The 12,511-nt window shown below is 49.4% G+C and carries 7 protein-coding genes; 1 reads left to right on the forward strand and 6 read right to left on the reverse strand.

Annotated elements, in window-relative coordinates:
• Positions 1-1,008, reverse strand: a complete 1,008-nt coding sequence (locus tag QQL66_RS16725) for a putative solute-binding protein (RefSeq protein WP_284382971.1) — start codon at positions 1,006-1,008, stop codon at positions 1-3.
• Between the two features lie 243 nt (positions 1,009-1,251).
• Here QQL66_RS16725 and QQL66_RS16730 point away from each other — a divergent pair, with 243 nt between their 5' ends.
• Positions 1,252-3,699, forward strand: a complete 2,448-nt coding sequence (locus QQL66_RS16730; protein WP_284382972.1) for a hypothetical protein — start codon at positions 1,252-1,254, stop codon at positions 3,697-3,699.
• A gap of 85 nt (positions 3,700-3,784) precedes the next feature.
• Here the strand turns inward: QQL66_RS16730 and QQL66_RS16735 are convergent, their stop codons facing one another.
• The 5 genes from QQL66_RS16735 to QQL66_RS16755 form a co-directional block, all read right to left on the reverse strand.
• On the reverse strand, positions 3,785-4,387 hold the full coding sequence (locus QQL66_RS16735) for a Crp/Fnr family transcriptional regulator (RefSeq protein WP_284382974.1): 603 nt from the start codon (positions 4,385-4,387) through the stop codon (positions 3,785-3,787).
• A 213-nt stretch (positions 4,388-4,600) separates the two neighbouring features.
• Complete coding sequence (locus QQL66_RS16740; RefSeq protein WP_284382975.1) at positions 4,601-5,812, reverse strand: iron-containing alcohol dehydrogenase; 1,212 nt, start codon at positions 5,810-5,812, stop codon at positions 4,601-4,603.
• Between the two features lie 373 nt (positions 5,813-6,185).
• Positions 6,186-7,883, reverse strand: coding sequence for a dihydrolipoyllysine-residue acetyltransferase (gene aceF, locus QQL66_RS16745; protein ID WP_284382976.1), 1,698 nt, complete (start codon positions 7,881-7,883; stop codon positions 6,186-6,188).
• Between the two features lie 28 nt (positions 7,884-7,911).
• Complete coding sequence (gene aceE, locus QQL66_RS16750) at positions 7,912-10,587, reverse strand: pyruvate dehydrogenase (acetyl-transferring), homodimeric type (protein WP_284382978.1); 2,676 nt, start codon at positions 10,585-10,587, stop codon at positions 7,912-7,914.
• Positions 10,588-10,924: 337 nt separating this feature from the next.
• On the reverse strand, positions 10,925-12,244 hold the full coding sequence (locus tag QQL66_RS16755; protein ID WP_284382979.1) for a dicarboxylate/amino acid:cation symporter: 1,320 nt from the start codon (positions 12,242-12,244) through the stop codon (positions 10,925-10,927).
• Positions 12,245-12,511 lie beyond the last annotated feature (267 nt).

Here is a 12,511-nt window from a genome sequence, read left to right on the forward strand (position 1 = left end):
TTATTCCCTCCCGTCTGAACATTCAGGGTTGCTTGGATTTTGTTTACAACGAATACGTTTGAATAGCTTGAGTGCTTTCGGGTCATAGACCTCATCGCGCATCAAGGCTAATCGAACTTCTTTAAGCATCAGGTCATAGGACTGTCGGTTCTCTTCTTCCGGCTCGATCCAGTAGCTTTTCTTGATCCGATTCTGAGCGGTCGCCACAATTTCGAAGGCCATATCGAATCTCGGTACGGCAAGTTCTCTGGCCTTTTGACCAAAGCTCGGCGGGAAACGGTCAGGGTGAATCAACATCTGGAAGTTCATCTGGGCAATGGGGTAATTGAAAATACCGCCGTTATCCCGAACGCCTTTTTCCATTTCTAACGGCTCAAACGCCACCAAAGGCGCGTAGGCAATATCGGCTGTTCCGTTATTGAACAGTCCGGCAAAGGTGGCGGAACTAGCATTGACAACCGAGCCTCCCACATAGCGCACCATCGCTAAGGACGCGGCATCATTTTCTAACGTCGCCACTCGTTGCCCTTGCAGCTTGGTAACATGGTCAATGGTTCGGTCACGGGTTAACAGGTAGATGGCGCCCGCAGGGTAAATACCTGCCACCTCGATGCCGTTTTCAACCAACAGCGGATAAGCCTTCGGCTGCATCAAGGTTTGTAATACCAGGCGCATCGATTCTAAGGTCGGAATCGCGCCCATTGCCTCAATTGATCCGGTGAATTTATTGAAGTTACGAGCACGAGTGCCGGTCAGTAATACCGCATCACACTGCTTGGCGCGAAAATCCGACTCCGCCACACCTTCATCGGTGTAGGCTGTCATCTTGAGTTCAATCCCCCAATCCAGAGCCAACACCTTGGCTTCTTTCATAAGATTAAACAAAGGGCCTTTATGACCCACCGGGTCGAAGACACAGAACAAGCGAGTAATTGGATCTGCTGAAACAAACGTAGAGACAGATAGAATACAGCTCAACAGCAGGGATTTAATAAGTAACCATTTCATAGGCAGTTTCCCGATATTTATTATTGTTTTGGCAGCTTAACAATAGGGCCTGTCATCAAAGTTAGGAATACACGACCTCAGGTGTGAATTGTCGACTACTTAACATTTATCACGCCAATCTGTCGCAGAGAAGCAGACCACGGCCATACAAAACATTGTTCGAAGACGCCAAGGTTCATAGAGTCTTAATTCTGGTCAAGATATGACCAATTCAATAAAAATAACAACAATTAGGGAACAATTATGACTCGACGATTCAGAGATACACGAGGGCGTCGCAGTGCACTCGCCTTAGCTATCATGCTGGGATCAGGCACCGCCTTCGCCACCCTCCTCAACCCGCTTCCGGGTGAATTTCCACATCAGGATGACCTCTGTACAACCGACATGGTCAGAGAACAAGCTCGGGCGGATTCCGCCTCCCAAGCCTTTAGCCAGCCGGTAATTGATGTAATCACAGTGAATGGCGAAGTGGCCTGGACACGCATCGGCAATCAAGCCATCACACTCATCCCTGGAGATACCGTTACCCTCTCAGGCAGCGGTTTTGGTCAAGGCACCGAAATCGATTTCAGTAAGATCATGCTGGGTAATACCCGCATTCTTGAGACCGATTTACGGATGTTCGATCAGAAGTTATCCACAGCCGATCAGGTCAATTACGAAACCGACGAACAAGTCGATGACTGGCCGAAGAATGTGTTGAACTGGCAACCTCACGAGATTCAATTTCGCGTACCTGATCATGCCAGTAGCGGCCCGTTGATCGTACAAGTCCAAAAACGGCTCGGCGCGAACGAATCGTTAATGCATCCTGGGCAGACTCATAACGTCATTGATGCACAAACCTCTCGAATCATCAGCGATACCTTTCAACATCAATGTGACGTGGTGTCGGGCCTGAGTGAAGCCAAAGCCAGCGATCCCATCTCTGTCACAGTGAATAACCCGGACTTTGATCATCTCGTCCAAAAAGGGCGTGAAATTTTCTGGTCTTACGATTACAACATCGGCGTTGCCCATTGGGTGCGGAATCTCGATTGGCCAGCCATCTTTAGCTATCGCGCCTTTGACCCCATTGCAGGCGGATACGCCGACCCAAGGAAGCTATTTGGCGCCTATAAAACAGTCGAAGGCCAGGTTCCTGAAGAAGCAATTAAGGATGTCTATTTCGACGCCTACCCGATGCCAACTCCGATCCCTGGTTTCTTAACACTGGCCCCCGCTAAATTTGAAGGCAACACTAAAAACACCGGCTGGGTCGGATATCGCTATGCCGAAGGCAATGCCCCTTACACCGGCCCGGGTGAATTCATCGGCTTCAACTGCGCGTCCTGTCACGGCTATCAAATCACCTATCAAGACACCACCGGCGAAGATGTCACCAAGGTCTTTCCTGGCCTGCCTAATCCCGAGTGGTCAATGAAGTGGACAGTTCTACAAACCTTGTTCAAGAAGTTTAAGGGCATCTACGAGAATGAACCGGGGCCAGCCTGGGCCGAAGGGGAAGAACGTGTTGCCAAAGACATGTTGCTGTATCACATGCCATCCGGTGCCGGAGAGCACAACATGGTTCGCATTAAAGGAGAAGGCAGTCATACCGACAACGATTACCAATTCTCCCCAATTGCTATTCCGAACGTAACCAACTACATGGGTGTGCGTCGCTCGCTTTCGCACACTGAATCATACGTTGGCTTTGAAGGCTCCTACATTCACTCCGAAGAACCAGACGGAGCACAAGGGGCCATGCGTAAAGCACCATTGGAACAGCTAACAGCCTACATGACGCAACTGGATTCAAACGACGACCTACTCAGAACCGTGGGTATGTACCGTTGGCTCAAGCAAAAAGGGTTACTGACAGAACAAACCGATACCGAGATGCGAACCGAAACCTATACCGAATGGGTGCCACAACCGAAGAAAAAGAACTGGCTCGGCATTTGGGTGGATCAACCGGATCTCGAAGTGACCAAAACACGAGAAGTTCCTGTACTGCAGGAAGGCGAGTTCCTCGCATCGGGTTGGCAAGCTTATCCGAAAGTGCTCTCAGCAATTGAGCGCGGTAAAGCCACCTTTGACCGGGATTGCGGAAGCTGCCACAACGACGGTGTTGGTCTGAACTCCAACGAACAGATGATTCGTTTGGACGAAGTCGGTCGCTTCTTCTCCCCGACCATTTATCAAAAAGAAACCGAAGCCATTCGCGCCACCTTCCTGCGCGACATGTATTGGGTACAAAACCGGGGCTTGCTGTCCGATGGTCACGTCCGCAACATGACCGATCTGGTCAACCCAGGACGATGCGACGAGGGCTCCGAGTTGTATCAGCAATACTACACCCTGCACCCTCCGGTGCGTCCTGAGCCTGGATCAATGGATCAACCCATGACCACACCGGATCTCAACCGTCGTGGTGATGTCTTCCGAGTACCTAAATCCGATTACCTTACCAAGCTGGATCGCGGCTATAAACGCAACCTGTTCATTGAACGGCACAAGTACTTCACTACCGTGGAGTGGGATGAGGATCACTACTATTGGGATTATCAGAAAATGCGTGCGGAGTTTGGCCCGGATGAAATGGGAACACCGGAACCGATTGGAATGCCTGCGGCGCCCCACCCTTGGTGTGCAGGAAGTGATGAAGAAGTCAGTGATTTGGTTCAGTACATCATGACGCTCTAAGCACCTTTTCATTGTTCTGTTGGAGCAACGCCAAACGAATGAGACAGGCTTGAAAGCCTGTCTCTTTTTAGAATCAATGACCGCCTTACTTCACTTCCGCTTTCTTACGCAAGCGAGACAAAGACACCGGGGTAATCCCCAGAAAGGACGCAATGTGATATTGCGGAAGACGTTCAAGCAACTCAGGGTATTCTTTACAGAACCAGCGGTAGCGTTGCTCTGCATTGCCAAGAAGTAGTCGCGCCTCATGACGCGCATTCTTAACAAATACGCGCTGTAGCATTTTGATTTCCAACCGCAACCACTCAGGATGCTCGTTACCGTAATCAGACAGATGGTTATAATCCGCCAACATCAGTTTCGACGGTTCCAACGCCTGAACATAATACTGACAAGGCTCGTCGCTGATAATCGCACTGATCGGCGCAATCACTTCATTGGCTTGATAGAAATGTTGGTTTACTTCGTTACCGGCATCGTCGATGTAATAGACACGCAACAAGCCATCCAAAATAAAACAGAATTCATTACAGAAGTCGCCCGCCTGAATCCAATGCTCTTGAGGCTTCATCTCACGATACACAAACTTGGTGCCCAACTCAGACCAGTCAGCCACACCTGTCCCCAGCTCGCGCTCAAAGGCCGCAAACAACTTCTGATATTCTGGATTGGATTTAGAGCTTGCCATAAGCGACCTTAAATCAATAACTTAGAAAACTTAGTTAGACCAAAAGAATATGAGTTTCACGTGAATCATTGAAATTCAATAGTGCTATCTACTATAAACGAATTAAACGCCTTTTCGATCTGTTTTTCTATTCATTTTCGGACAATCACGCATAAAAAAATCCCTACCTAAGGTAGGGATTTTTCAATCACATCACGATAAAGAAGCGATCAATTATGCCACTAACATTTGGCTAATGAACTGCTCACAGGTCGGTTGATCCATGTAACGAGGCACTGGGTAGTTCAAGTGCGCTTCCTTCAGTGCCAATTTAGCAATCGCTGGAATGTCTTCTTTCTTCAGTGCTTCCAGATGACCTGGAATGCCGAACTTGCTGTTCATTTCACGAATGCGGTCAATGAACTTCTGAGCCAATTCCAGATTCGTCTCACCGCCTACTGCTAAACCGCTCACTTCAGCCAACTTAGCCAAACGGTCAGCCGCTGCTTCTTTGGAGTAGTCCAACACATAAGGAAGAACAATCGCGTTGCCTAACCCGTGTGGCGTACCGTATTTAGCACCGAAGTTGTGAGAGATCGCATGAACATAGCCCAAGCTTGCTTTAGTGAACGCCAAGCCAGCGTAGTAAGACGCCAACGCCATGTTTTGACGACCTTCGATGTCATCACCCTTCTCAACCACTTTCTCAAGGTTTTGCATGATCAAGCGCGTCGCCGCCACCGCATAGCTGTCGGTGTCCGGGCTAGCGTTCATTGAGATGTAGGCTTCAACCGCGTGAGTTAATGCATCCATACCAGTAGCAGACGTCACATGCGGTGGAAGACCCGTCATCAAAGACGCATCCAAAGACGCCATCATAGGCACCAATTTCGGGTCCATTAATGGCGTTTTCTGGTGAGTAACCGGGTCAGAAACCACAGCAGCAATGGTCACTTCAGAACCGGTACCCGCCGTTGTTGGAATTGCAAAGAAAGGCGCTGGTGCTTTCCATACTTTGAAGAAACCAGACAATTTCTTAATTGGACGATTGTTGGTCACACGCGCTGCGATCACTTTCGCCGCATCGATAGGAGAACCACCACCCACAGCAAGAATCGCTTCACAGCCATTCTCTTTGTACATCGCCAAGCCCGTTTCTACTTGGTCGTAAGTTGGATCAGGAAGGATGCCGTCATAAACGACGAAGTTAATACCGTTCTCTTCAAGAGATTTTTTGATGTTGTCCAAAATGCCTAGTTTATGAAGCACTTCATCCGTCACGATCAGGATGTTCTGAGTGCCCATCTGAGCAATGGCTTCACACAATTCCAATGATGAACCAGGGCCACTGAATAATGTTGGCTTAGGCATTGGAAGAACTTTCGCCGCCACTTTCAGTGCGTTCATCACACCACGATACCCTTTCACTTGAAGAGAAAATAACATGTTCTTTAACCCTTTTAGCATTCCAAAAACCCGTGATACTGCGCTAGCGTCTTTGCTAATTTATTAATTTAGAGTAATTACTCTAACACGAGACGCAGATCATGAAAAGTAACTATCCATGTTGGAATGATAAATTAGGTGTTTCACCCTAATTTTGTCCGGAATCAGCAAAGCCAACTGGTGAACAAAGTTTTCTCATGTGAAAAAGACAAACCTGCCTCTGCTGTGCAGTTCATTTTTAGAGTATGCAGACGTTTAAAGAGGACGGTTGATGGGAGCAAACCTCAGAATGAGGCTCGCCTTTCCCAAACAACCAAGAAGATAAAAAAAGGTTATGTGCCAGGATACCCCCTGACACATAACGGAGGAAGATCTATAAAACCAGGTTACGAATGTCACCCAGCAGCTCACTTAACAGTGAGGTAAATCGAGCGCCATCGGCACCGTTTACGGCTCTGTGGTCGTAAGACAGTGACAACGGCAGGATTAAGCGAGGAACAAAACCTTCGCCATCGTAAACCGGCTTCATCGCAGCTTTAGATACCCCTAAAATTGCGACTTCGGGAGCGTTTACGATGGGAGTGAAGGCTGTTCCTCCAACACTGCCCAAACTGGAAATGGTAAAACAACCGCCCTGCATATCGGACGGCAATAACTTCTTGTCTTTGGCTTTTTTGGCCAGCGCCATACACTCTTCAGCGAGTTGCCAAATGCCTTTCTGATCCACATCGCGGATCACCGGCACCACCAAACCGTCCGGCGTATCCACGGCAAAACCAATATGGATGTAGGATTTTTGGATAAATTCCTCTTTCTCCATATCCAATGAAACATTGAACTGAGGGTATTGCGCCAAAGCATACGCACAGGCTTTCAGAATGAATGGCAACGGCGTCAGTTTGACGTTACGCAGTTCCGCCATCTTCTTCTGTTGTTTTCTGAAGGCTTCCAGCTCGGTGATGTCCGCCTCATCGAACTGGGTTACATGCGGAATGTTCAGCCAATTGGCAGACATATTCGAAGCGGTGATCTTATGGATACGGCTCATGGGTTGACGTTCGACCGCACCGAACTGACTAAAGTCAGGTAACTTGATCGCAGGGATACCGGAACCAGCAACCACATTCGAGGCGCCGCTTTGCGCTTTCTGCATCTGAGCTTTTACGAACGCCTGAACGTCGTCTTTGACGATGCGTTGTTTTGGCCCAGAGCCTTTTACCAAGGTCAAATCGACACCCAGTTCACGAGCAATCTTACGCGCCGCTGGGCCAGCATGAACTTTGCCCGACGACTGATTCAACTCAGTGGCGGCTTTTTCAGCCACAGCGTTGGTTAGCGATGGCGTATTCACTGACGCAGTGGATGCCCGCGTCTGTTGAATCATTGTCTGTTGAATCACTGTCTGTTGAGAAACCGGAGCAGATTTTTCTGAAGTGGCGGCTTCAAAGCGAGGTTCACTGTTCGCATCTTTAATAGCCGCTGATTTAGCAACACCACCAACAACCATTAACTCGGCAATCGGGTCGCCTTCGTTCAACTCGTCACCGACCTTGGCAAACAACTTAGCGATAGTGCCTGCCGACGGCGACGGAATTTCCATCGATGCCTTGTCGGTTTCCACCACAATTAAATAGTCATCTTCAGAAACCGAATCTCCTTCTGACACAGCGACTTCAATAATACTGACCTTCGCCGCGCCACCCAAATCCGGCACACGTACCGTTATGTTCGAAGATGATGACGGAGCATCAGTAACGACTGGGGCTTCATCCCTTTGATCAACCACAGGCTCTGAAACTCCAGACTGAGAATAGCCTCCAGCACTCGCATCGGCTTCCACTTCCAAGGTGAGAATCAAATCGCCTTCGGAGACCTTATCCCCCACCGCCAGATTCATACTCATCACTACGCCTGCATCCGTGGCAGGAATTTCCATCGTGGCCTTATCGGTTTCCAACACAATCACCGCATCGTCGACCTCAACTCGATCGTCCACTGCCACACTGATTTCAATGACCTCAACATCGGCTCCGCCACCAATGTCAGGGACTCTGAGTTCAACACTACTCATATCAAGCTCCTTATATTGATCACGTAACCTAGCGGCGCGCCGGGTTTGGTAAGTTTCGGTCAATGTCGTATTTACGCATGGCATCGAGCACCACCGACTTATCGATGTCATTGCGATTGGCCAGCGCTTCCAACGCAGCAACCGCCACGTAATGACGATCCACTTCGAAGAAACGACGCAACTTCTGGCGAGTATCGCTTCGGCCAAAGCCATCGGTACCTAGCACCGTAAAGTCGGTCGGTACATAAGCGCGAATTTGCTCACCATAGAGCTTGATGTAATCACTGGACGCAATCACCGGCCCTTGCTGATCTTTCAGACATGAAGTGACGTAAGCCTCTTTTGGCGCTTCATCTAAATGCAGAAGATTCCAACGTCGAACGTGCTGACCATCACGCGCTAATTCATTAAAGCTGGTGACACTCCATACATCCGAGCTGATGCCGAAGTCATCTTTCAGTAACTGCGCGGCAGCACGAACTTCATTGAGGATCGCGCCAGAGCCCAGCAGTTGAACTCTCAGGCCGAATTCACCTTTGTCTTCTGCCTCTACTTCCGCGTCCACCGACTCAAACAGATACATACCTTTGATGATGCCGTCTTCAACGCCTTCAGGCATTTCCGGCTGACGATAGTTTTCATTCATGATGGTGAGGTAATAGAAAATGTTTTCGTTCTCACCGTACATACGACGCAGGCCGTCCTGAATGATCACCGCTAATTCGTAAGCGTAAGCCGGATCATAGGCCACACAGTTCGGAATTGTGCCCGCCAGAATATGACTGTGGCCGTCCTGATGCTGTAAGCCTTCACCGTTCAAGGTGGTACGTCCGGCGGTGCCACCCATTAGGAAACCGCGCGCCTGCATATCGCCCGCTGCCCAGGCCAAGTCGCCCACGCGTTGGAAACCGAACATCGAATAGAAGATATAAAACGGCACTAATGGATAATCATGAGTGCTGTAAGAGGTAGCACAGGCCGCCCACGCCGACATCGCACCGGCTTCGTTGATGCCCTCTTCGAGAATCTGGCCTTGCTTGTCCTCACGGTAATACATCATCTGATCACGATCGTGTGGCACGTACTTCTGACCTTCAGCGGTATAAATACCGAGCTGACGGAACATGCCTTCCATCCCGAAGGTACGGGCTTCGTCCGGCACGATCGGTACAATCCGTTTACCAATGCGTTTGTCTTTAGTAAGCGACGACAACAAACGCACAAACGCCATGGTGGTGGAAATTTCGCGTTCGCCCGAACCTTTCAACTGACCTTCAAAGGCAGCCAGTTCCGGCACGGTTAATGGCTGACTTTTCGCACGACGACTTGGATAGAAACCGCCCAACTGCTGCCGGCGTTTATTCATGTACAGCATTTCCGGGCTGTCTTCCGCCGGACGATAGTAAGGCACATCTTTCAGCTGTTCATCGCTTAATGGAATACCAAAACGGTTACGGAACGACTTGAGCGTATCCTGATCCAGCTTCTTCAACGAATGGGTCGTGTTTTGCGCTTCACCGGCCGAACCGAAACCATAACCTTTAATGGTGTGGGCCAGAATCACCGTCGGCTGGCCTTTGTGTTTGGTCGCAGCCTGGTACGCCGCATAGACTTTATATGGATCGTGACCACCGCGATTCAATTGCGCGATGTCTTCATCGGTTAAGTCTTCGGTCAACTTGGCTAATTCCGGGTCACTGCCGAAGAAATGTTTGCGGATATAGTCTGGGCCATTGCTCTTAAGGTTCTGCAATTCGCCATCAACCACAGCGTCCATCGCTTTCTGCATGGCGCCGTTTTTGTCTTGCTCGAACAGCGGGTCCCAACGACGCCCCCAGACTACCTTGATCACGTTCCAACCAGCGCCACGGAAAACGCCTTCCAGTTCCTGAATGATCTTGCCGTTACCACGTACCGGGCCATCCAGGCGCTGCAAGTTACAGTTCACCACGAAAATCAGGTTATCGAGTTTTTCACGACCGGCCAAAGCAATGGAACCCAAGGTTTCCGGCTCGTCCGTCTCACCATCGCCAACAAAACACCACACTTTACGATCCGAGGTATTGGTCAGTTCGCGGCTTTCCATGTATTTCATGACATGTGCTTGATAGATTGCCTGCAGAGGCCCCAAGCCCATGGAAACCGTCGGGAACTGCCAATAGTCCGGCATCAACCAAGGGTGTGGATACGACGACAAACCATTGCCATCCACTTCGCTGCGGAAGTTATCCATTTGCTCTTCACTGATCCGTCCTTCGAGGAAGGAACGCGCATAAATACCCGGTGCCGTATGCCCCTGGATATACACCAAATCCGCATCACGGGTTTCATCACCGGCGTGGAAGAAGTAGTTAAAGCCGACATCGTATAAGGTCGCAATGGAGGAAAAGGTCGAGATGTGTCCGCCCAGATCACCCGGTCGCTGATTGGCTCGAATCACCATTGCCAAGGCATTCCAACGAATCAAAGAACGAATGCGTCGCTCCATAAATAAATCGCCCGGCATTGGCGCTTCTTTGCTGACCGGAATGGTGTTGCGATAGGGCGTGGTGATTGAATACGGTAACTGGGTGCCTTCACGCGTTGCACGCTCGGACAGTCGGGTAAGCAGATAGCTAGAGCGATTGATGCCCTGCGTTTCCATAACCGACTCTAAGGAATCTAACCACTCTCGCGTTTCGACCGGATCTGTATCATCTAGCATCGACTACTTCTCCTAAGGAATCTTACTGGTTGAAGTCATTACTTATTGTTTGAAGAGACACTTCTGGGAACGCGACTGACATCACGACAAGCACTGCGACTAACATCACGACAGACGCCAACAAACGCGTTGATCATCGCGTGGTTATTCAAGCAAAGGTCTCTGGACATTCTTTTCTAAAGCGTTTCTAACGTAACTTTTAAAGCGCTTTTGTTTCGTAAACAGTTTGGTTATTTAGTGTTGTTGTTTTTAATCAGTCTCGAAGAGCGCCGCGCCCATTGCAGGCGCGGCAGACGGTCATTTAAAGGGATGGAACCAACCGTCATTCAAAAACCAATTAACTTGCGTCGGCGTTTGAGTAAGAGGTCTGACGTCCCTGCACTTCAAAGGCAGGTGAAGCCGTCGCTTCTTTGTTATACACCGCTGTGTCCAGCTCGTTTTCAGTCTTGCCAACCAACACAGATACCATCAGGTCACCACAGACGTTGACACTGGTACGCGCCATATCAAGAATTCGGTCGATACCGGCAATGATCGCCAAGCCTTCCAGCGGTAAACCAACGGTGGTCAAAACAAGCGACAACATGATCAAACCAGCGCCCGGGACTCCCGCCGTACCAATCGACGCCAAAGTCGCGGTAATAATGATGGTGACGTATTCCGCCATGCCCAGATCCACACCAAACGCCTGAGCCACAAACAACGCCGTCACACCCTGATACAACGCAGTACCGTCCATATTGATGGTCGCGCCTAATGGAAGAACAAAACTTGAAATGCCTTTGGAAACGCCCATTTCTTCACGAGCGCATTTGATGGTCGCAGGCAAAGTACCTGAACTGCTGGTCGTAGTGAAGGCAACCGCCGCAGGGTTAACCAAGGCTTTCAGATAACGAATCGGATTCAATTTCGCAAAAATACTGATCATGCCACTGTACACAACCACCACATGAATGATACTGCCGATGTACGCCACCGCAATCACTTTGATCAACGGCATAAGGATGTCCAAACCGTACTTACCGGATACCCAAGCCATCAGACCGAAGATACCGTAAGGAGCGAACTTCATAACAAGCTCAGTCAGCTTGTACATGGCTTCCGCCAGGCTTTCAAAGACAGCGACCGCTGGTTTGGCTTTTTCACCCACCAGGTTAAAGGAAATACCCAGACCCAAAGCAAAGACGATGATCTGTAGGATGTTACCCGCCGCAAGCGCGTCTACCGGGTTCTTAGGTACCAGACTGATGATGGTGTCCACCAGCGACGGGGCACTTTTGCCTTCATCCGCAGCGGCACTGGCCACCATGTTCAACCCTTCGCCCGGCGTCAGCATAGTCGCCAACACCATACCAATGGTGATTGCCACGGCTGTGGTACCGAGATAAATGAACACCGACTTCAAACCAATCCGGCCCATCTTCCGGGTGTCCTGCATGGAAGTCACGCCCACAATCAACGAGCAGAAAACCAGGGGAACAATCAACATCTTGATCGCGTGAATAAACAGGGTACCGATAGGTTTCAACACTTCCGCATCGTGGCCAAAAATGGCACCAACAATGATACCGAGCGTCATCCCAATCAGGATCTTTTTCCATAGAGCCATTTGGCCCCAAATTCCCTTGTTACTTTCATTAGTCAATGATGGTTGCATAACATCACCCTATAGTTGTTGTAGTGGGTTGGTGTAATTCATTGAACAAGTTCAAATACTCTCTGCAGCGGTGTTGGACGCCGCTTTTTTCAGCACAGTCTTTCAGGACAGTTTTTCAAAATCGTTTTTCAAAACAGCTATTTTGAAGACCGTTATGTTAGGGACTGCCAGATCACTCAAAGAGTTATTTGAATTTGTTCAACCATTTGGGTTATAGAGGCGGTTGTGTTTTGAATACAACCGCATTTCAAAAACCGTTCTTTAAAA

The organism is Litoribrevibacter albus (assembly GCF_030159995.1).
GTDB classification, from domain to species: domain Bacteria; phylum Pseudomonadota; class Gammaproteobacteria; order Pseudomonadales; family Litoribrevibacteraceae; genus Litoribrevibacter; species Litoribrevibacter albus.

Coding starts and splice junctions, on each gene's coding strand:
- QQL66_RS16725 (WP_284382971.1), bottom strand. CDS start 1,008: ATGAAATGGTTACTTATTAAATCCCTGCTGTTGAGCTGTATTCTATCT.
- QQL66_RS16730 (WP_284382972.1), top strand. CDS start 1,252: ATGACTCGACGATTCAGAGATACACGAGGGCGTCGCAGTGCACTCGCC.
- QQL66_RS16735 (WP_284382974.1), bottom strand. CDS start 4,387: ATGGCAAGCTCTAAATCCAATCCAGAATATCAGAAGTTGTTTGCGGCC.
- QQL66_RS16740 (WP_284382975.1), bottom strand. CDS start 5,812: ATGTTATTTTCTCTTCAAGTGAAAGGGTATCGTGGTGTGATGAACGCA.
- aceF (WP_284382976.1), bottom strand. CDS start 7,883: ATGAGTAGTGTTGAACTCAGAGTCCCTGACATTGGTGGCGGAGCCGAT.
- aceE (WP_284382978.1), bottom strand. CDS start 10,587: ATGCTAGATGATACAGATCCGGTCGAAACGCGAGAGTGGTTAGATTCC.
- QQL66_RS16755 (WP_284382979.1), bottom strand. CDS start 12,244: ATGCAACCATCATTGACTAATGAAAGTAACAAGGGAATTTGGGGCCAA.